Here is an 18902-nt window from a genome sequence, read left to right as displayed (position 1 = left end):
TGGCGGGGAACGTGACCATGCGGCGAGGGTGGTGCAGTCCTGTCCGCCAGCCTGTCTGCCCTCCGAGTGGACGATGGACCCACCGCTGACGGCTCTGATACGCGCTGAGGCAGACGGACCGGCGCCCGCCGGAGGGCAGCCCGTCAGACAGTCGGGCATGCGGGGAGCGTGCCTGTTACACATGCCCGGTCATTCGGGTCCTGACATTCCGCCTTCCGGCATAAACGCGTTGACTCCCTGGTTGGCGCATGCCCAAGGTGGGCCGCTGTTCGGCCAGCAATCAACACAGCAGGTGTCGCAACATGGGTGAGAAGCGTTGGTCGGAGCGGTTCGAGGGGGCCATTGGCCAGCTCGCCGCGCGAAGCTACCGTCGTCCCTTCTGGGCTCTGGCGGTGGCGGTGGTGCTCACGCTGCTGGGGACGTACTTCGCCCGGAACCTGACGCTCAGCGCGGACTTCGTGGGCCTGCTGCCCAAGTCGTTCCCGAGCGTCCAGGACATCGACAAGCTGCGCAAGCGCTTCGGTGGTCAGGGCAACGTCGTGGTGGTGGGCATGGGCGCGGAGCCCGAGACCCTCAAGCGCTTCGCGGACGACCTGGCGCCGAAGCTCGCGCAGTTGTCGGAGATCCGCTACGTCAACTACCAGCGCCCGCGCACGTTCTTCGACGAGCACGCGCTGTACTACGTGGACCTGCAGGACCTGAAGACCATCCAGGGTCGCATCGACGCGCGCATCGCGTGGGAGAAGGAGCAGGCCAACCCGCTGTTCGTGCGCCTGGACGAGGAGCCCGCGCCGTCGGTGGACTTCGCCGACATCGAGCAGAAGTACACGGGCCGCGCCAACCAGCGCCTGTCGGGCCAGGGTGACCTGTACTACATCGACCCGGCCGAGCGGATGGTGGTGCTGATGGCCAAGCCCAGGGGCAGCGCCGCCGACCTGGACTACTCCAAGAAGCTCGTCACCCAGGTGGAGGACTTCCTGGCGACGCAGGACCTGTCGAAGTACGGGCCGGGCTTCAAGACGGCGGTGACGGGGACCTTCAAGAAGAAGATCGACCAGCAGCGGGTCATCGTGAACGACCTGGCGCGGGCGTCCACGCTGGCCATGGTGATGCTGCTGGCCTACCTGTTCTTCCACTTCCGCAGCGCGCTGTCGGTGGGCTTCACCATGCTGCCGGTGCTCGCGGGCCTGGGGTGGACGTACGGCTTCGTGGGCCTGGCCTACGGGCAGGTGAACCTGTTGACGGGCTTCCTGGCGGCGGTGCTGGGAGGCCTGGGCGTGGAGCACGGCATCCACCTGCTGGGCAGGTACGGCACGCTGAGGTCGGAGGGGATGGACTCCGAGGCGGCGGTGCACGAGTCCTTCCGCCACACGGGCTTCTCCGCGCTCATCGCGGCGGTGGTGGCGGCGCTGACGTTCCTGAGCCTGGCGCTGTCGGAGTTCCGGGCGTTCCGCGAGTTCGGCATCATCGCCGCGGTGGGCATGCTGGTGAGCATCTTCGCCTACGTGCTCATCCTGCCGGCGACGTTGAGCCTGGCGGCGCGGTTCGGCTGGACGCCGCGGATGCACCAGGGGGGCACGGGCCCCATGGCGCTGCTGGGCCGGTGGTTGCCGCGCTCCTACCGGGGCGTGGCGGTGGTGATCGGCGTGGGCGTGCTGGTGCTCATCTCCCAGTCGTACCGCATCACCTTCAACTACGACTCGCGCACGCTGGAGGACTACAAGCAGGCGTCGGCGGTGCTGGACCAGAAGGTGAACAACATCCTGGGCTATTCGCAGACGCCGGTGGTGGTGCTGACGGACTCGCAGGAGATGGAGCGCGAGGTGGTGCGTCAGCTGGAGGCGCGCAAGGCGGCGCGCGGCAAGGACTCCACCATCGACTTCGTGGGCGCGCTGGAGGACCTGGTGCCGCGGCAGCAGCCGGAGAAGCAGGCGGTGCTGCAGGCCATCGGCGAGAAGCTGGGGAAGCTGGACCCGGAGCGGCTGCCGGAGGACACGCGGGCGGCGCTGACGCGGGCCTTGAGCATGTCCAAGGCGCAGCCCTTCACGCAGGCGGACCTGCCGTCGAGCGTGCGGCACCAGTTCGAGAGCCTGGATGGTTCGACGGGCGGCGTGGTGCTGGTGTACGCGGGCGGCGGGGTGAGCCTGTCGGACGGCGAGGGCACGCGGCGCTTCTCCAAGGAGGTGCGCGGCCTGCAGATGCCGGACGGCAGCCAGGTGTCGGCGGCGGGCGAGGCGCTCATCCTGGCGGACATCCTGGACATGGTGTCGCGCGAGGGGCCGCGCATCCTGGCGGCGGCGGTGCTCAGCGTGCTGGCGGCGATGTGGCTGACGCTGGGCCGGCTGCGCACGGCGCTCATCTGCATGGTGCCCACGCTGCTGTCGGTGGCGGGCCTCGTCGGGCTGATGGCGCTGCTGGACATCCAGTTCAACTACCTGAACATCATGGTGCTGCCGGTGCTGGTGGGCACCACGGTGGACGCGGGCGTGCACCTGGTGCAGCGGCTGGGTGAGCCGGGCGCGGACTTCATCTCCGTGTACGCGGAGACGGGGCGCGCCATCACCGGCGGCCTGCTGACGAGCGCCATCGGCTTCGTGGCGCTGGTGCTGGCCAAGCACCCGGGCCTCAACTCCATCGGCGACCTGGCGAACATGGGGTTCGGGCTCAACCTGGTCATCGTGCTGCTGGGCTTCCCGTCGCTGCTGCTGCTGGTGGAGCGCTGGCGCAGCAAGCACGGCGCGACGCCCGGGCAGTCCGAGCAGCCCGCCTCGGAGGCGTGAGCGGAGGCCGACGCCCGGTGGGTGTCATCCCGCCGGGCCGGTGGCAGACTCGGCGGTACGGTACGGAGGGCTCCCGGGCGCTGGTTCGGGGGCCCTCGCCGCTTCGACGGGACGAGGGTGGGTCATGACGCTGAAGACACGGCTGATGCTGGGCGCGCTCCTGGGGGCTTGCGTCCTCGCGGGCTGCAGCCACGGCGGCAAGAACGAGGAGAAGAAGGGCGACACGCGCTGCGAGGAGTCGCGCAACCTCACGTGCATCACCGGCACCGAGTGTTCCATCGACCGGGACCGCGGCTGCGAGGTGTGTCGTTGCTCCCCGGCGGACGCGCTCACGCCCACGGACAAGCGGCGGCCCACGGCGATGGAGCCGGAGCGGCGCTGGTAGGTCGGGAGGGGACGGCCGCCGTGGCTACGCCGCGCGCGTCGTCTTCGCGGCCCAGGCCTCCACGAAGTCCGCGAGCCCGCGCAACTGCCGGTCGTTGAGCGTGCACTGCCACCGGGCGTGGCGCAGCTCGCGGTACGCGGTGGGGGCCTCCCAGCCTCGCGCCACCATCACCGCCAGCCCCATCAGCGGGCCACGCCCCACGCCGTGCTCGCAGTGCGCGTAGAGCACGCCCCCGCGCTCCAGCCGGGGCAGGGCCCACTCCACGCCCTTCATCAACTGCGCCACGGACGGCGGATACCGGTCCGTCACCGGCAGCTCGAACAGCTCGATGCCGAGCGCGGCCAGGGCCCTCGCGTCGTCCACGCGCTCGGCGCGCAGGTCGATGACCGCGGTGATGCCCCGCGCCTTCAGCTCCGCGTAGCGCGACGGCGACACGGCGCCGCCCACGTGCAGCCAGTCATTCACGCGGGAGACGTTGAGCCCGCGGCCCGGCAGCTTCGTGGTCCACTCCACGCACCGGGCCACCGAGCGCAGCACCTGCTTGCGCACCCAGCCCTTCGCGCCCGGGACATGGTGGACCTCGCGCAGCAGCGTGAAGCTCACTGGTCTCCCTCGAGCGTCACTTCCATCAACCCCGCCACCGGCGTCTGCCCCGCGCGCTCCAGCACCGCGCGGTGCAGGTACGTCACCGGCGAGCCCACCACCGGCCTCACCAGCCCGCCGAGCATGCCCAGGTCCTCCACGGGCGCGCTGCGCTGGAGCAGCGACGTGGAGCGCAGCACCATGGCCTTCGCCCCGTCGCCGCCGAACATGTCCACCTTCCAGACGCTGCGCTCCTTGGCGCCCTCGCGGCTGAGCGTGAAGGACTCCATCCGGCTGGGCTCGCGCCCCTCCGTCCACGCGTACACCGGGCCGAACTCGCCGTCCTGGCCCTCGCGCGCCAGCAGCACCAGCCGCTCGCCGCCGCGCAGCGCGCGGAAGCGCACCCATCGCCGCGCCAGCTTCGCCGGGGGGATGGTGGAGCGCGTGTGGTCCGCGTAGCCGCCGCCGGTCCGCGCCACCTCCGCGGCCTTGGGCACCTGCACCGTCGCCTTCAGCGGACTGAAGGCCAGCGTCACCTCGTGGCGGTAGCGCGCGCTGCCCACCTCCACGTCGGAGCCCTCCGGGGAGTGGGGCGCCACCTGCGCGGCGTACTCCAGCACCACCCGGCCGTTGTCCAGCGGGGCCTCCACGCGCGTGGTGCCGTCCGCCGAGCGCGCCGTGCACGCGCCGACGCGCAGCGTGCTGGTGGCCGCGTCGTAGCCCCACTCCTTCGCGCCCACCTTCTTCTGCGGCGTCCACGCGCGCTCACCGGGGCGCAGCACCGTGGCGCGGCAGATGCCCGTGCGCGAGCCCGGGCCGATGTTCGTGACGGACAGCTGCACCAGGACGAAGGTGCCGTCCTCCAGGTCCCCGATGAACGTGAAGCTCTCCCCGTAGTTGTCGTTGGGGGAGAACTGCGGCTCCAGCGTCGCTCCCGCCGCCGCGAGGGGCAGCGCGAGCGTCAGCAGGAGCCCCAGGACCCGGAGGCGCGCCTCACGCCGCATGGGGGCGCTGCTCCAGGAGCGCTTCCGCCGAGGCCGCGTCGTTGAACACGTAGTCGCGCTGGAGCGGCAGGTTCCAGGCGAAGTACACCACGCCGCGCACCATCCACCAGCCGAGTGTGTAGGCCAGCTGCGGGTGCAGGGTGAGCAGCGCCACGCCGCCCGCGTTGAGCAGCGCGCTGGTGCCGCTCACCACGGAGTAGCGCATCATCTGCCGGCCCACCGCCGCGGTGCTGCGGAAGGTGAACACGCGGTTGATGGAGTAGTTCACCACCGCGCCCACCAGCGCGCCGAGCACCGTGGCCCAGGCGGGCAGGACCTCCATCCACTCCACCAGGGCCAGCACCACCGCGAAGTCCACCGCCGTGGCGATGGCGCCCGCCGCCGCGTTGAGGCCGAGGATGGCCTTGCCGGAGCGGGCCTCCTGGCGCTTGGGCGCGAGCGCGCGGACCAGGTTGCGGAAGCGGGAGATGGCGGTGAAGTTGCTCATGATGGCCACGAAGACCAGGCCCACCACCGCCATCCAGTGCATGGGGTGCTTCTCCTCGGGCCAGAAGACGGCCTCGAGGATGGGCGACAGCGCGGTGCCCACGCCCAGGAAGAGCACCCGCTCCAGCCGCTGCATGGCGCCGTCGCGGACGCTGACGCCCAGGCCCTCACCCTTGGCGCGCACGTACGGCACCAGCGACGAGCCGAGCAGCGCGCCCAGTGCGGGCAGGAGCACCCAGGTGTCCCGGTAGTACCAGGCCAGGCCCATCAGCATCGCGGAGTCGACGTAGCGGTCCAGCACGGAGTCCAGCGCGGCGCCCGCGGGGTTGGCCTCCTTGCGCGTGCGGGCGATGCGCCCGTCCATCACGTCCAGGATGCCCGCGGCCAGGAACAGCCAGCCGCCCAGCGCGAAGCGGCCCGCGGCCACCGCGACGCCGGAGGAGATGCCCAGCAGGCCCGACAGCATGGACAGCGCGTTGGCCGGCAGCCCCGAGCGCAGGATGAGCTGCCACAAGGGCTGGATGACCCAGAAGAAGTAGTGCCGCAGGAAGAAGCCCACCAGCACCGTGCTGCCGCGCTTGAGCGTCTCCTCGTCGCGAGGCACGCCCTTGAAGGCGCAGCGGATACAGAAGATGAGCAGGCCTCCCAGGAAGTACACACAGGCGAGGATGGCGGGCGCCAGCGCGGTCCAGATGCGCGCCGAGGGAGACAGGTTTCCGGTCAGCCATGCCACCAGGTTCTCAAGCACGGGTGTCTCCTCCAGGAGTCATGTGCACCGGCAAGGACACCGGTGCCGGCCTGCGTGCGAAGGCGAGCTCCACCACCAGGAAGGCGGCGAGCGCGGCGGTGAGGCCCGCGAGCACGTCCAGGACGTAGTGGTGCGTCAGGTATACGGCGGAGAATGCGACGAGCAGGGCGAAAGACCCTGTGGCCAGCCGCCACTTCACTCCTCGCTGCCACACGAAGAGCATCACCATGAAGGGGTAGGCGGCGTGCAGCGACGGCATGGCCCCGAAGACGTTGGGGTTGCGCGCGTAGAAGCCCGCGAAATAGTGGATGCCGAGCAGGGCGTCGAAGCGGGCCGTGCCCGCGGGGCTGGGCAGCGCGGCGAGGTTCGCCGGGCCGGTGCCGTACTGGAGGATGTACCAGGGCGGCGCGGCCGGGTAGAGCAGGTAGATGACGACGCCGATGGCGTTCACCGTCAGGAACGCCCAGCACAGCTTCTCGAAGCGAGCGTCCTTCTTCACGAAGAAGAAGATGGCCACGAGGAAGACTTCGTAAAGGTAGGCCGCGTAGGCGAAGCCGCACAGCAGGTCCAGGAAGGTGGTCGAGCGGGTGCTCCACCACTCGGGCCAGTTGACACCGCCGGGTGCGGGGAACAGCCGGCGCTCCAGCGCCCACAGGTCACCGGTGTGGATGGTGCCCCGCAGGAAGAGCCAGAGCCCCTGGCTGTCCAGCAACATCCCGGTCAGCCACAGCGGGAACCCGCCGATGAGGAAGCGCCGCGTCCGGGGGCCCGACCAGGCGACCCCGACCAGCAGCGCGTCCGCGGCGACGTGTTCCCACCGGAGCCGACCGGTGGACAGCACGAGCATCAAGTGGCCCGCCCCCAGGAAGGTGACGAGCCACGTGAATGCGTCGGTCTTAGCGAGCGAGCGGGAGGTCATCCCCGTAATAGTCGAGGCCGAGGTGGGTGATGGGCTCCTCGCCAGCCACGACGCGGAGGGTGTTCTTCAGCTTGGTGAGCTGGATGAACAGGTCATGCTCCACCGGCAGGCCCGGGTGCGCCATCGGGCTCTTGAAGTAGAAGGACATCCACTCCTGGATGCCCCGCCACTCCAGCCGCTTCGCCAGGTCGAGGAACAGCGCGATATCGAGCACCAGCGGCGCCGCGAGGATGGAGTCGCGGCACAGGAAGTTGACCTTGATCTGCATCGGATAGCCGAGCCACCCGATGATGTCGATGTTGTCCCACCCCTCCTTCGCGTCGCCGCGGGGCGGGTAGTAGTGGATGGACACCTTGTGGGAGTACTTGCTGTACAGCTCCGGATACAGGTCCGGCTGCAGGATGGTGTCCAGCACGCTCGACTTGGTGACTTCCTTGGCCTTGAAGGCCGCGGGGTCGTCCAGCACCTCGCCGTCGCGGTTGCCGAGGATGTTGGTGGAGAACCAGCCCTCGAGGCCGAGCATGCGGGCCTTGAGCGCGGGGGCGATGACCGTCTTCATCATCGTCTGGCCGCTCTTGAGGTCACGGCCGGCGATGGCCACGCCCTCCTGCTTCGCCAGCTCCTGCAGCGCCGGCGTGTCGACGCTGGCGTTGGGGGTGGCGTTGGCGAACGGCACGCCCTCCTTGATGGCGGCGTAGGCGTAGAGCGCGGTGGGGTTGATGTCCGTGCTGTTCTCGTCCAGGGCCTTCTCGAAGGCGGCCAGGGTCTTGAACGCCTCCGGCAGCGGGCGGAAGGTCTCCACGCTGCTGCACACGACCATCACCGCGCGCTTGGCGTTGAGCTCCTTCTTGAAGTCGCGGATGTCCTGGCGCAGCGCCTCGATGCTCTCGCGGTGCGTCTTGGTGGCCTTGGCGTGGTTGGCCTCGATGCGGCGGACGAACTCGGGGTCGTGCACGCCCTTCTTGGGCTTGATGCCCTGCAGGAAGGGCTTCACCTGCTCGAGGTGCTTGTCGTGCAGCACGCCGGAGCGCACCGCGACCTGGTACGCGTCCTCGCTGATGATGTCCCAGGCGCCGAACGCCACGTCCTTCAGGTCCGCCAGCGGCACCAGCTCGTTGAGCTTCACGGTGCGGCCGTCGGTGCGCTTGCCGAGCCGCGCCGTGCCCATCTGCGTCAGGGACCCGATGGGAGACCCCTTGCCCTGACGCGCCAGCTCCACGCCCGCCATCAGCGTTGTGGACACCGCGCCCAGGCCCGGCACCAGCACCGCCAGCCTGCCTTCGGGCTTCGCGACCGACTTCTTGTTCTCCATCGTGGATTCCTTCGATAGGCGGCCTGGCCGCCCGAATTTGAGTCCGCTTCGGATTCGCCGCTGCGCACCGTCGTCAAATCCCGTGGGGGGAATGCGGAAAATCTCGAATGCGGATGGTTGATACGCTAAAGCGTTCGTGACTTCAACGTCATGTGGGGCGCCGCTCGTTAGCACGCCAGCGGCTGCACTGATGGATCAGCGCAGTCGCAGGTACAAGGCGGCACGAACGCGCCTGTCAGAGAAACACCACGTCGTGAGAAAAGTAACACCTACCTGACCTCCCTTCGTCGGGAAGGGTGGGGTGGGGTGGGTGTGACCCGGGAGCAACGAGCCTGGGGGCGTCTGGTGGCTGGGGTGCGGAAGTGGCACGGGTTGCGGGCCAGTCATGGCGCCGAGCCCGCCCGGGCGCAACCCGAAGTCGAGGAGGCAGGCGTGCCTCCTTATATAGACGAGCCGCCGTCCAGCTCGAGGGTCTGGTGGTCGCCCGGGGTGTAGGTCTTCCCGGAGAGGACGGCCTTGAGCATGCCGGCGGCCTGGACCATGCGGCTGCGGGGGACGTCCCAGTACTCGGCCTTCTCCACGCGCACGCACAGCAGGCTCAGCCGCGGATCACCCAGGCCCTGGGGGAACCAGGCCTCGAGCGCGGGGTGCCACAGCTCGCGGATGCGGCGGGCGTCGCGCACCATGCGGGCGCGACCGCTGATGGAGACGTAGCGCTCGCGTGCGGGGTCGGAGAACGCCAGGTTCACCCGGTGGTCGTGCTCCACGGCCTCGACCTTGTGGGAGTCCTCGTGGGTGAAGAACCAGAGCTCGCCGTCGAAGTCGCGCTCCTGGGTCCACATGGGCCGGCTGTGCAGGCTTCCGTCCGCCTGGACCGTGGTCATCATCGCGACGCGGATGCCGTGGACGAGGTCCTCGAGGTGCTCGACGGCGTCCTGGGTGCCGGGGTGCTGCCGCTTGCTGGCCATGTGAGACCTCCTGGTGACCAGAAGGTAGGGCGCCCGGGGACGCGCGAGCAGGCGCGGGGTGGCTGGATGGCGCCTGGGCGGGCGGGCGGTGTGGTAGGTGGCGGGGGCCCGCTTCTTCATGGTGTGAGCGGTGGCGCCGGGGCGCTCGCGCGCGATGAAGCGTGGGCCCCCGGGTTCGAAAGCGAGTACGACGGATGCTGAAGACCGCGTGGAACGAGTGGAGCCTCAAGGCGTTGCAGCTCGAGACGGCCCTGCTGGCGCTGGAGGAGATCGAGCTGCCCGAGGAGCTTCACGGTCAGCAGGACGCGGCGGAGGAGAAGCTGCTGGACCTGGCGCGGGCGTGGAAGCAGCGCCAGCCCGCGAAGGAGCCGCGCCGCTGGGAGCGCCAGACGCAGGAGGGCGGCGTGCCGCGCGACGCGGAGCTGAAGGAGCTGGTGTCGGGCTTCCAGGAGGACGGCAAGGAGTGGACGCTGCTGCGCGCCCTCAGCGACCAGCAGGAGGTCGTGGAGACGGTGGTGTCGGAGGGGCGCGCGTGCATGGCCGCCGGGGGCGAGTACTACCTGGGCCAGTGGGACGCGAAGGAGGAGGTGCTGGAGGTGGGGCGCGACGACGACGCGGGCGAGCCGGGCACGGGCCTGGTGCTGTCGCCCACCGCCGAGCTCCAGTACACGCCGGACCCGGAGCTGTAGGCCGTCAGGGGGCGAGGACGCGGGCCATGCGCGCCCGCGTCTTCTCGTCCGGCAGCCGCCCGAGCCCCGCGCGCAGGTTGTCCGCGACGTGCTCGGGCTTGCTCGTGGCGGGCAGCGGGCAGTTCACCGCGGGGTGGCCGAGCACGAACTTGAGGAAGAACTGCGCCCAGCTCCCGCAGTCGAAGTCCGCGGCCCACTCCGGCAGGGGCTTGCCGCGCACGCGCTGGAAGAGGTCGCCGGTGGCGAAGGGCTGCATGACGAGCACCGCCACGCCGTGGGCCGCGGCGGCGGGCAACAGCCGCTTCTCCGCGTCGCGCAGGGCGAGCGAGTAGGGAAGCTGGACGAAGTCGAGCGGCTCGTCGCGCATGAGGCGCTCCAGCTCGTCGAAGGCGCCGCGCGCGTAGTGGGTGATGCCCACGTACCGCACGCGCCCGGCGGCCTTCCATTCCCGCAGCACGGGCAGGTGGGTGCGCCAGTCGACGAGGTTGTGGACCTGGAGCAGGTCCATGCGCCCGTGGCCCATGTCGCGCACGCTGGCCTCCAACTGCGCGCGGCCCGCGTCGCGGCCCGTCGTCCACACCTTGGAGGCGAGGAAGGGGCGGGGTGCGTCGCCCAGCGAGGCGAGCACGTCGCCCACCACGCGCTCGGCGCGGCCGTACATGGGCGACGAGTCGACGAGGCGCGCGCCGGAGTCGAGGAAGCGGCGCAGCACCTCCTTCAAGGGGGCGCGCTCGGCGGGGTCCGCGCCCACGTCGAAGGTCTGCCAGGTGCCGAGGCCGATGACGGGCAGGGCCTCGCCCGACTTGGGGATGGGGCGGGTGAGCATGGGGACCTTCGTCGTGGGAGGAGGTGTCCGCACGGCCTGCGCCCTCGCCGCGCCGGGCAGCAGCGCGGCGCCGAGCCCCGCGGCGAGCACGTCCCGCCGCGTCGGAGGAGGAGGGGAGCCGGACATGCCCGCATCGTAGCGCGCGGAGGCGGCATGGCGCCTGCGCGGGGCGAATCACGGGCCGGTGACAGTTCCCGGAGGGGCCGGTGTTCTGTTGCGCGGACGGGGGCGGCGACGTCCTCCAGGATTCGGCAGCCCCTGGTGCCTCACGAGGCCCGCGACGCGGGCCCGGGGGCCTTCTCGGAAACAGCTCAGGATGGTGCGGCGATGAAGCGCAAGGTCTCGGTGTGTGCGGGGGTCGTGGCGGCGGTGGTGGCGTTCTCGGCGGGCGCCGAGGAGGCGAAGGCGGCCGAGCAGGCACCGGTGACGCCGCCGTCGTCGGACGCGGGCGCGGAGGTGGCGGTGGAGGGGCCGGGGCTGGAGCGGGCGATGGCGCCTCCGCCCCTCATCGAGGCCACGGCGGCGGGCGCGGTGGCCGCGGACGCGCCGAAGGTGGGGGCCCAGGTGCGGGAGGAGGCGGCCGAGGTGCACGTGCCCTTCAGCCTCACCGTGCTGCCCGGGCTGAGCACGTCCGGGTTCGCGACGGGCAACGTGGTCAACGACGTGTCGCTGGGCCTGCTCGCCACCCACGCCAAGCGGGTGAACGCGCTGGGCATCGCGCTCGGGGGCAACTGGGTCCGCGCGGAGGCGAGCGGCGCGCTCCTGGCGGTGGGCCTCAACGTGGTGGGCGGACCCTCCACGGGCACGCACCTCGCGGTGGGCGCCAACGTGGCGAGGGCGGACTTCGGCGGCCTGCAGGGCTCCGTGGGCGCCAACATCGTGCGCGGGAAGGTGGACGGGGCGCAGTTGTCGGTGGGCGGCAACGTGGCGACGGGGGCGGTGGACGGGGCGCAGCTGGGCGTGGGCGCGAACATCGCGGGCGGGGACATGGTGGGCGCGCAGCTCGCGGTGGGCGTGAACGTCGCGAGCGGGACGATGAACGGCCTGCAGATGGCGGCGGGCCTCAACGTGGCGCCGCGGATGACGGGCGTGCAGATGTCGTCCGGCGTCAGCTACGCGGGGGCGCTGTCCGGCGGGCAGATCTCCATCATCAACGTGGGCGGCGCGGTGAAGGGCGCGCAGGTGGGGCTGGTCAACGTGGCGGGCAGCGTGGAGGGCGCGCAGGTGGGGCTGGTCAACGTGTCCGGGCGGACGGACGGCGAGGCGGTGGGCCTGTTGAGCCTCATCGGCAACGGGCAGGCGAACCTGCAGTTGTGGAGCAGCGACGTGGCGCTGACGAACGTGGGCGTCAAGCTGGGCGGCGAGCACCTGTACACGATGTTCACCCTGGGCTTCATGCCGCCCGTCGACGGTGAGCGGCGCCACTACACGGTGGGCGCGGGCCTGGGAGGCCACATCCCCGCCGGGCGCTTCTTCTTCGACATCGACGTGATGGGCTCCAGCCTGTCGTCGCGCCGGTTGTTCGACTACGAGGACGAGGACTCGAAGCACATCCTGGGGCAGCTCCGGGTGATGGCGGGCTGGCAGTTGGCGCGGCGGCTGGCGGTGTTCGGCGGCGTCAGCGCCAACACGCTCGTCACGTGGGACGGCAGCGACCCGTGGAAGGAGCTGGGCATCGGGCCCGAGTGGAAGGAGACCTCCGGCCGCACCATCATCCGCACCTGGCCGGGCGTGCTCGCGGGCATCCAGATTTGACGACGGCGGGGCCGCCCCCCATGTTCGTCGTGAGGAAGCGCCCACGCGCGGGTGGCGTGGGCGGGAAAGGGGGCGGGCCCATGGAAGGCAGCATGCGGGCCATGGTCCTGCGCGAGCCGGGCCAGCCGCTGCGGGAGGAGTCGTGGCCCATCCCGAGGCCCGGCCCGGAGGAGCTGCTCCTGCGGGTGCATGCGTGCGCGGTGTGTCGCACGGACCTGCACGTGGTGGACGGCGAGCTGACGCGCCCCAAGCTGCCCCTGGTCCCCGGCCATGAAATCGTGGCGACGGTGGCGGAGGCGGGGCCGGAGGCGCGCGGCATCGAGGTGGGGACGCGGGTGGGGGTGCCGTGGCTCGGGTGGAGCTGCGGCTATTGTCGTTTCTGCGTCTCCGGGCGCGAGAACCTGTGCGACTTCGGCCGCTTCACCGGCTACCAGGTGGATGGGGGCTACGCGGAGTACACGCTGGCGCACCACCGCTTCTGCTTCCCGCTGCCGGAGGGCTACCCGGACGTGCACGCGGCGCCGCTGATGTGCGCGGGGCTCATCGGCTTCCGGTGTCTGCGCATGGCGGGCGACGCGCCCCGGCTGGGGCTGTATGGCTTTGGCGCCGCGGCGCACGTGCTCATCCAGGTGGCTCGTCATCAAGCGCGGCGCGTGTATGCCTTCACGCGGTCCGCAGACGCGGCGGGGCAGCGCTTCGCGAGGGAGCTGGGCGCGACGTGGGCGGGCGGCTCGGACGAGGTGCCACCGGAGCCGTTGGACGCGGCCATCCTCTTCGCCCCCGTGGGCGCGCTGGTGCCCGCCGCGCTGCGCGCCGTGGACAAGGGCGGCGTGGTGGTGTGCGGGGGCATCCACATGAGCGACATCCCCACGTTCTCCTACGACCTGCTCTGGGAGGAGCGCGTGGTGCGTTCGGTGGCGAACCTCACGCGCGCGGACGCGCGGGACTTCCTCGCGCTCGCGCCCCAGGTGCCCGTGCGCACGGAGGTGCAGGTGTTCCCCCTGGCCCAGGCGAACGAGGCGCTGGCCGCGCTGCGCGAGGGCCGCGTGCGTGGCGCCGCGGTGCTGCGGGTCCTCGAGGACGCGTGAGTGTCGACGCGACGACGCCGTGTTTCACGCGGACGGGCGGGCGGGCGTGAGCCTGTCTCCCCGTGCGGGACACGAGCCCGCATGATGTGTAGGTGCCGCCCCTCTAGCGCTCGTGTGCCGGTATGTCTGTGATTGGAGAACACTCCGTCGCATCCATGACCGAAGCGTGGCGGGGGGCGTTATCCTGCCCGCGCTCCCGCCATGAATGCACCGCGGCTCCAGGTGCTGCTGGTGGATGACGAGGCGTCCGTGCTCGCCACCACCGCGGCTGTGCTCTCCGAGGACTTCGACGTCCAGTCGGCGCATGACGCCGTGCAGGCGCGCAGGCGGCTGGCGCACCAGCACTTCGACGTGCTCTGCACGGACCTCCACATGCCGGGCGGCCCCACCGGCATCCAGCTCCTGCGGGAGGCGCTCGCGCACCATCCGCATCTGGCGGGTGTGCTCATCACCGGCTACCGTGAGTACCTGGACTGGAGGGACCGGCTGGATGCCCAGGGTCTCTTCTACCTGGTCCTCAAGCCCTACCAGCCTCCGGACCTCGTCGCGATGATCCGCCGCGCCGCGGAGGGCGCGCGCCTCAAGCGGGAGATGAGCCAGTTGTCCTCCGGGCTGGCGGAACGGAAGTGGAGCACTCGATGAAGCATCCCGGCCCCGCACGCGCGGGCGGGTGGGCAGTCGGAGTCGTGATGTGGCTGGTGGTGGTGACGGGTGGCATGGCGCTGCTGGCCCGGCATTCCCTCACCCCGGGGGCCTCCCGGGGCGCGCCCGAGGCGTGGCCGGCGTCGGCCCGGCTGCCCCGGGTGGAGGGCCGCCCCCTCCTGTTGATGCTGGCGCACCCCCACTGCCCCTGTACCCGCGCCAGCCTGGGGGAGCTGGAGGTGCTGATGGCGCACGCCGGGGGCCGGCTGGACGCCGTGGTGCTCTTCGTCGCGCCCCCGGGCACCCCCCGCGACTGGACGCGCAGCCCGCTGTGGCGCTCGGCCACCGCCATCCCCGGCGTCACCGTGCTCGAGGACGTGGGGGGGGAACGGGCCCGGCTCTTCGGCGCCGTCACCTCCGGCCAGTCCTTGCTCTATGATGCCGCGGGTCGGCTCCGCTTCCAGGGTGGGATGACCCTGGCGCGGGGACATCGGGGTGACAACCCGGGCAGGTCCGCCGTGGAGGCGCTGCTGCGGGAGGAGGCGGGCGGGACGGGCGGTCTGTCGGAAAACGCTGTCTACGGTTGCGCGCTGGAGGATTCGCCCGAGGCCCGGGCCCAGAACACCCCATGAAGCCCTCGGAGGACTCCCCCGGCTCGACAGTGGCGCTCAAGGAGCGCGCCGTGCTGCTCTTCCGCGAGCACCTGGACACGGTGCGCCGCCGCACGGACCTCCTCTTCGCCGGGTTGATGATGGCCCAGTGGGTGTTCGGTGTCCTCGTCGCGCTCTTCTTCGCGCCCTACGGCTGGGACGGCAAGGAGCGCGCCCTCCACGCACACGTCTACACCGCCCTCTTCCTGGGCGCGGCCCTCACGGTGTTCCCCATCGCCCTGGCGCGCTGGCGCCCCGGGGCGGTGTCCACCCGCCATGGCGTGGCCCTGGCGCAGATGCTGTGGTCGGCCCTGCTCATCCACCTCACGGGTGGACGGCTCGAGACGCACTTCCACATCTTCGTCTCGCTGGCGTTCCTGTCCCTCTACAGGGACCCCTGGGTGCTGCTGACGGCCACGGGCGCCACGGTGCTGGACCACGTGGTGCGCGGCGCGGTGTGGCCCGAGTCCGTCTACGGCATCCCGGACCCGGAGGCGTGGCGCTTCCTGGAGCACACCGTCTGGGTGGGGTTCCTGGACCTGGTGCTCCTGCACGCCGGCCGCGTCATGCGGCGGGAGATGCGCGAGGTGGCGGTGCGCCGCGCGGAGCTGGAGCTGGCGCGCGAGCGCGAGGAGGCCAAGTCCGCGGAGCTGGACCGCGCGCTGCGGGAGCTCAGCGGGTTCCAGGAGCACCTCATCCGCGTGGAGAAGCTGGCGGCGGTGGGGCAACTGGCCGCGAGCGTGGGCCACGAGCTGCGCAACCCGCTGGCCGCCGTGCGCAACGCCCACGCCTACCTCTCCCGACGCTTGAGCCGGGACGCCATCGGGGCCGCGGATGACCCACGGGTCCCGCAGTTCCTCGGCGTCATGGAGCGCGAGCTGTCGGCGTGCGCGAAAATCATCTCCGACCTGCTGGATTTCGCGCGCGAGCGGCCCCCGGCGCTGCAGCCCTGCCCGCTGCGCCCGCTGGTGGACGAGGCCATCGGCGTCGTGCCCACCCGCGAGGGCGTGCGCATCCTCAACGAGGTCCCCGAGTCGCTGCCCGTGCCCCACCTCGACAAGGAGCAGTTCCGCCAGGTCCTCGTGAACCTGGTGCAGAACGCCGTCGAGGCGATGCCACCGGGACGCACGGGACAGGTTTCAGTGCTGGCGGAAGGCGCGGAAACGGGGCCGTGGGCGATTCGCGTGATAGATGACGGGTCGGGCATCCCACCGGACGTGCTGCCCAAGATTTTCGAGCCGCTGTTCACAACCAAGACGCGCGGCACGGGCTTGGGGCTGGCCATTGTGGCCAACATGGTGCAACGTCACGGAGGCACAATCTCTGTGCGAAGCGAAGCCGGCCAGGGTAGTGAATTCCGCATCCACCTTCCGGCAACCGCGGCGGCGCAGGCCGCATGATGGAGGACGTGTCTTTGGGCCCCGCTCGCATCTTGCTGGTCGACGACGAGGAGGGGCTGCGCATCACGCTCGCGGCGAACCTGGAGTTGGAGGGCCACACCGTGCTGGAGGCCGCCAACGGCGAGGAGGCGCTGCGCCTCCTGGGTGAGCAGCCGGTGGACGTGGTGCTCAGCGACATGCGCATGCCGGGCCTGCACGGCGTGGATCTGCTGCGCCGCATCAAGCAGGCGCGGCCGGACATGCCCGTGGTGCTGATGACGGCCTTCACGGCCGAGGAGCTGGTGGAGGACGCGCTGGCGGAGGGCGCCTTCACGGTGCTGCCCAAGCCCTTCGACGTGACGCACGCGCTGGACACCATCCTGCGCGCGGCGCGGGCGCCGCAGGTGCTGGTGGTGGACGACACGGAGCCGGTGGCGCGGGCCATGGTGCGCGCGCTGAGCACGGTGGGGCTGCGCGCGCGCGCCGTCTACAACGGCGAGGAGGCGCTGGCGGTGCTGCGCTCCGGCGACTTCGACGTGTGCGTGCTCGACCTGGTGATGCCGGAGATGAGCGGGCCGGAGCTGGTGGCGAAGGTGAAGGCGGCGGACCTGTCCGTGGCCGTCATCGCCATGTCTGGCCATGTGGTACCGGAGCTGCTGAGACAGGTGGCGGCCCAGGGCGCGGTCGTGTGCATGACCAAGCCCGTGCCCTTGCGTGAGCTGGTGCAAGCCATTGCGCGCGTGCGAGGACAACCGCGGGCGCAAGGGGCGGGACCCCAGGGCGCGAGGAATTGACGGATGGATTCACGCGCAGACCTCCAGGCGCGGGAACGAGCCGCGGTGGCGGACGTAGTGGCCTCCACCCTGCGGCATGACCTGCGCAACAAGCTCGCCAGCATCCGCAACGCGTCGTTCTACCTGATGCGCAAGATGCAGAAGACGGACGCCTGGGGCGCGGACGCCCGGGTGGAGGCCTTCTTCCAGCTCATCGACCGGGAGCTCGCCGCCGCGGAGGAGGTGCTGTCGCGCCGCGCCCCCGTGGTGAGCAGCGAGCGGCCCTGCTGCCGTCCTCGCGACGCCGCCGAGCACGCGCTCGGGGAGGCGCGCCTCGACGACAACGTCCGCGTGGAGCGCGACTTCCGCGACAGCGGCAAAGTGCCGTTGGACCTGGAAGACCTGGCGTTGCTGGTGCGCTGTCTGGTGGACAACGCGGTGGAGGCGATGCCGCGCGGCGGACTGCTCACGGTGCGGACGTGGGACATTGAAGAAGGGGAGGGCGGCGTGGCGATCCGCGTGGAGGACACGGGCGAGGGACTGGTGGCGGAGGCCTATTCGCGGGCCTTCGAGCCCTTCTATTCGACACGTCCGGGCCACGCGGGACTGGGATTGAACATCGTGCAGCGCTTGGTGCTGCGCAACGGCGGGAAGGTGGCACTGGATGGGGGCCCCACCGGGGGCACGCACGTGGAGGTGCTTTTCCTCCACCGTCCAGAGGCGGGGGCCAGGACGCGGCCCGCGAGCCAGGAAGAGACACGGGGGAACAAGTGATGGAGACGAGCTGGACCTTCGGGCGATGCCTGCTGCTGGTGGAGGACGACCCGTCCAACCGGATGACCCTCGCGGCGCTGTTGGAGGAGGCGGGCTTCGCGGTGGTGACGGCGGGGTCGTATTCGGAAGCGGAGAAGTGGCTCAACCACCCCCGGCCGATCGACGCGGTGCTGCTGGACCAGAGCCTCGGTGACGGCTTCGGCACGGGGCTGATTCCGCTGGTGCGTCACCACATGCCGGGGGCGAAGGTGGTGTTCGTCACCGGGGCGGACAGCGCCATCGACATGCCGGTGGACGCGGTGTTCCGCAAGGGTGACCACTTCGAGGCGCTGCTGGCGTTCCTCTTCAAGCTGTTGCCCCAGCGCCCGCTGGGGATGTCGTCGACCGCGTCGGGCCCGCGTCGTCCCTGAGCCGCTGCTCGGGGCTCACGGCGCGGTGGGGGCGCCGGGTGGGGTCGGCAGGCTGTGCGCGAGGATGAGCCACCAGCGCCCCTCGCGCCGCTGACACACGTCGGTGAACGTCGCGGCATCCGCGGCCTCGGTGCCGTCGTCCAGGCGCACGCGGGCACGCTGGATGCCCGTCAGCACGCCGGTATCCCCGAAGACGTGGGCGCGCAGGGACTCCGTCTCGACGGAGAGGAGCGTGCCGGGGATGGCGGCGATGCCGGCGAGGAAGTCCGCCCGGCCCAGCTCCGTGCCGTCGGGGCCCCGGAAGACGAAGTCCTCCGCGACGAGCGCCTGGAGGGCGTGCGTGTCGCGCGACTGGATGGCACGGACGACGGCGTGTTCGAGCGCGAGGAGCGCCCGGACTTCTTCGGTGTCGTGGGTGGGCATGGTGGACGGGCTCCGCGAGGCACCGTGGCCGCTGGCGCACGCGGACAGCAGCGCGACGAGGCCCGGCAGCAGGACGAGGTGGAGGCGCACGGTCCCCGTTTGAACATGGTCCCTCCGGTCCGGGCCAGGAATTCGTCGCTGGGCGTCGGGGGAGCGCGTGTCGGTGCGCATGCGTGGCTCGGCGTGGGCAAGCATGTGACCGGTGTGGCAGCGGACAGGACGGGCCTCGTGGGAGGGCCGCGCGTCCGCTGGAGGACACTCCCGGTGGCGTGAACCCAACCCATCCCTACGTTGCGGACCCTGACGCGG

The 18902-nt window shown here is 71.2% G+C and carries 19 protein-coding genes; 11 read left to right on the top strand and 8 right to left on the bottom strand.

Annotation, left to right across the window (positions count from 1 at the left end; genetic code table 11):
* The first annotated feature begins 302 nt into the window (after positions 1–302).
* On the top strand, positions 303–2780 hold the full coding sequence (locus LZ198_RS05520; protein ID WP_253970821.1) for an efflux RND transporter permease subunit: 2478 nt from the start codon (positions 303–305) through the stop codon (positions 2778–2780).
* Positions 2781–2904: 124 nt separating this feature from the next.
* Positions 2905–3165, top strand: coding sequence for a hypothetical protein (locus LZ198_RS05515; protein ID WP_253970820.1), 261 nt, complete (start codon positions 2905–2907; stop codon positions 3163–3165).
* 24 nt (positions 3166–3189) lie between these two features.
* Here the strand turns inward: LZ198_RS05515 and LZ198_RS05510 are convergent, their stop codons facing one another.
* From LZ198_RS05510 to LZ198_RS05485, 6 genes are all read right to left on the bottom strand, one after another.
* Positions 3190–3768: a protein-tyrosine phosphatase family protein gene (locus LZ198_RS05510; protein WP_253970819.1), complete on the bottom strand. Its 579-nt coding sequence runs from the start codon at positions 3766–3768 to the stop codon at positions 3190–3192.
* Positions 3765–4751 carry a hypothetical protein gene (locus tag LZ198_RS05505; protein ID WP_253970818.1) on the bottom strand — a complete coding sequence of 329 codons (987 nt, stop codon included), beginning with the start codon at positions 4749–4751 and terminating at the stop codon, positions 3765–3767. The genes LZ198_RS05510 and LZ198_RS05505 overlap by 4 nt, the downstream gene beginning before the upstream one ends.
* Complete coding sequence (locus LZ198_RS05500) at positions 4741–5985, bottom strand: GtrA family protein (RefSeq protein WP_253970817.1); 1245 nt, start codon at positions 5983–5985, stop codon at positions 4741–4743. The genes LZ198_RS05505 and LZ198_RS05500 overlap by 11 nt, the downstream gene beginning before the upstream one ends.
* A complete protein-coding gene (locus tag LZ198_RS05495) occupies positions 5978–6904 on the bottom strand; it encodes a phosphatase PAP2 family protein (protein ID WP_323381951.1) in 927 nt (308 codons plus the stop codon). Before LZ198_RS05495 ends, LZ198_RS05500 begins: the two co-directional genes overlap by 8 nt.
* Positions 6882–8216, bottom strand: coding sequence for an inositol-3-phosphate synthase (locus tag LZ198_RS05490; protein WP_253970816.1), 1335 nt, complete (start codon positions 8214–8216; stop codon positions 6882–6884). Before LZ198_RS05490 ends, LZ198_RS05495 begins: the two co-directional genes overlap by 23 nt.
* A gap of 440 nt (positions 8217–8656) precedes the next feature.
* Complete coding sequence (locus tag LZ198_RS05485; protein ID WP_253970815.1) at positions 8657–9184, bottom strand: pyridoxamine 5'-phosphate oxidase family protein; 528 nt, start codon at positions 9182–9184, stop codon at positions 8657–8659.
* 194 nt (positions 9185–9378) lie between these two features.
* On the opposite strand from LZ198_RS05485, the gene LZ198_RS05480 reads away from it, so the two are divergent.
* Complete coding sequence (locus LZ198_RS05480; RefSeq protein WP_253970814.1) at positions 9379–9873, top strand: hypothetical protein; 495 nt, start codon at positions 9379–9381, stop codon at positions 9871–9873.
* 4 nt (positions 9874–9877) lie between these two features.
* Here the strand turns inward: LZ198_RS05480 and LZ198_RS05475 are convergent, their stop codons facing one another.
* Positions 9878–10825: an aldo/keto reductase gene (locus LZ198_RS05475; RefSeq protein ID WP_253970813.1), complete on the bottom strand. Its 948-nt coding sequence runs from the start codon at positions 10823–10825 to the stop codon at positions 9878–9880.
* 201 nt (positions 10826–11026) lie between these two features.
* Between LZ198_RS05475 and LZ198_RS05470 the strand changes: the two genes are divergently transcribed.
* The 8 genes from LZ198_RS05470 to LZ198_RS05435 all read left to right on the top strand — a co-directional run bounded on the left by LZ198_RS05470 (position 11027) and on the right by LZ198_RS05435 (position 18170).
* The gene (locus tag LZ198_RS05470; RefSeq protein ID WP_253970812.1) at positions 11027–12454 is read left to right on the top strand and encodes an LA_2272 family surface repeat-containing protein; all 1428 of its coding nucleotides are present in this window, start codon (positions 11027–11029) and stop codon (positions 12452–12454) included.
* Between the two features lie 80 nt (positions 12455–12534).
* Positions 12535–13542, top strand: coding sequence for a zinc-dependent alcohol dehydrogenase family protein (locus tag LZ198_RS05465; RefSeq protein ID WP_253970811.1), 1008 nt, complete (start codon positions 12535–12537; stop codon positions 13540–13542).
* A gap of 201 nt (positions 13543–13743) precedes the next feature.
* On the top strand, positions 13744–14184 hold the full coding sequence (locus tag LZ198_RS05460; protein ID WP_253970810.1) for a response regulator: 441 nt from the start codon (positions 13744–13746) through the stop codon (positions 14182–14184).
* Positions 14181–14816, top strand: a complete 636-nt coding sequence (locus LZ198_RS05455; protein WP_253970809.1) for a thioredoxin domain-containing protein — start codon at positions 14181–14183, stop codon at positions 14814–14816. The genes LZ198_RS05460 and LZ198_RS05455 overlap by 4 nt, the downstream gene beginning before the upstream one ends.
* Entirely contained in the window at positions 14813–16234 is a 1422-nt protein-coding gene (locus LZ198_RS05450) for a sensor histidine kinase (RefSeq protein WP_253970808.1), read from the top strand. The genes LZ198_RS05455 and LZ198_RS05450 overlap by 4 nt, the downstream gene beginning before the upstream one ends.
* A complete protein-coding gene (locus LZ198_RS05445; RefSeq protein WP_253971099.1) occupies positions 16234–17007 on the top strand; it encodes a response regulator in 774 nt (257 codons plus the stop codon). Before LZ198_RS05450 ends, LZ198_RS05445 begins: the two co-directional genes overlap by 1 nt.
* Positions 17008–17010: 3 nt before the next feature.
* The gene (locus LZ198_RS05440) at positions 17011–17760 is read left to right on the top strand and encodes an ATP-binding protein (RefSeq protein WP_253970807.1); all 750 of its coding nucleotides are present in this window, start codon (positions 17011–17013) and stop codon (positions 17758–17760) included.
* Positions 17760–18170: a response regulator gene (locus LZ198_RS05435; RefSeq protein ID WP_253970806.1), complete on the top strand. Its 411-nt coding sequence runs from the start codon at positions 17760–17762 to the stop codon at positions 18168–18170. The genes LZ198_RS05440 and LZ198_RS05435 overlap by 1 nt, the downstream gene beginning before the upstream one ends.
* 15 nt (positions 18171–18185) lie before the next feature.
* On the opposite strand, the gene LZ198_RS05430 is transcribed toward LZ198_RS05435, so the two are convergent.
* On the bottom strand, positions 18186–18683 hold the full coding sequence (locus LZ198_RS05430; RefSeq protein WP_253970805.1) for a nuclear transport factor 2 family protein: 498 nt from the start codon (positions 18681–18683) through the stop codon (positions 18186–18188).
* Positions 18684–18902 lie beyond the last annotated feature (219 nt).

It is taken from the genome of Myxococcus dinghuensis, from assembly GCF_024198235.1.
Classification (GTDB): Bacteria; Myxococcota; Myxococcia; order Myxococcales; family Myxococcaceae; genus Myxococcus; species Myxococcus dinghuensis.
The sequence above is the reverse complement of the archived record's forward strand: the minus strand, read 5'-3'. Positions and strand labels throughout refer to the sequence as shown.

What these genes read in the sequence shown, in the direction of transcription:
- LZ198_RS05520 (WP_253970821.1), top strand. Translation starts at nt 303, where the DNA reads ATGGGTGAGAAGCGTTGGTCGGAGCGGTTCGAGGGGGCCATTGGCCAG.
- LZ198_RS05515 (WP_253970820.1), top strand. Translation starts at nt 2,905, where the DNA reads ATGACGCTGAAGACACGGCTGATGCTGGGCGCGCTCCTGGGGGCTTGC.
- LZ198_RS05505 (WP_253970818.1), bottom strand. Translation starts at nt 4,751, where the DNA reads ATGCGGCGTGAGGCGCGCCTCCGGGTCCTGGGGCTCCTGCTGACGCTC.
- LZ198_RS05495 (WP_323381951.1), bottom strand. Translation starts at nt 6,904, where the DNA reads ATGACCTCCCGCTCGCTCGCTAAGACCGACGCATTCACGTGGCTCGTC.
- LZ198_RS05490 (WP_253970816.1), bottom strand. Translation starts at nt 8,216, where the DNA reads ATGGAGAACAAGAAGTCGGTCGCGAAGCCCGAAGGCAGGCTGGCGGTG.
- LZ198_RS05485 (WP_253970815.1), bottom strand. Translation starts at nt 9,184, where the DNA reads ATGGCCAGCAAGCGGCAGCACCCCGGCACCCAGGACGCCGTCGAGCAC.
- LZ198_RS05480 (WP_253970814.1), top strand. Translation starts at nt 9,379, where the DNA reads ATGCTGAAGACCGCGTGGAACGAGTGGAGCCTCAAGGCGTTGCAGCTC.
- LZ198_RS05475 (WP_253970813.1), bottom strand. Translation starts at nt 10,825, where the DNA reads ATGTCCGGCTCCCCTCCTCCTCCGACGCGGCGGGACGTGCTCGCCGCG.
- LZ198_RS05470 (WP_253970812.1), top strand. Translation starts at nt 11,027, where the DNA reads ATGAAGCGCAAGGTCTCGGTGTGTGCGGGGGTCGTGGCGGCGGTGGTG.
- LZ198_RS05465 (WP_253970811.1), top strand. Translation starts at nt 12,535, where the DNA reads ATGGAAGGCAGCATGCGGGCCATGGTCCTGCGCGAGCCGGGCCAGCCG.
- LZ198_RS05460 (WP_253970810.1), top strand. Translation starts at nt 13,744, where the DNA reads ATGAATGCACCGCGGCTCCAGGTGCTGCTGGTGGATGACGAGGCGTCC.
- LZ198_RS05455 (WP_253970809.1), top strand. Translation starts at nt 14,181, where the DNA reads ATGAAGCATCCCGGCCCCGCACGCGCGGGCGGGTGGGCAGTCGGAGTC.
- LZ198_RS05450 (WP_253970808.1), top strand. Translation starts at nt 14,813, where the DNA reads ATGAAGCCCTCGGAGGACTCCCCCGGCTCGACAGTGGCGCTCAAGGAG.
- LZ198_RS05445 (WP_253971099.1), top strand. Translation starts at nt 16,234, where the DNA reads ATGGAGGACGTGTCTTTGGGCCCCGCTCGCATCTTGCTGGTCGACGAC.
- LZ198_RS05440 (WP_253970807.1), top strand. Translation starts at nt 17,011, where the DNA reads ATGGATTCACGCGCAGACCTCCAGGCGCGGGAACGAGCCGCGGTGGCG.
- LZ198_RS05435 (WP_253970806.1), top strand. Translation starts at nt 17,760, where the DNA reads ATGGAGACGAGCTGGACCTTCGGGCGATGCCTGCTGCTGGTGGAGGAC.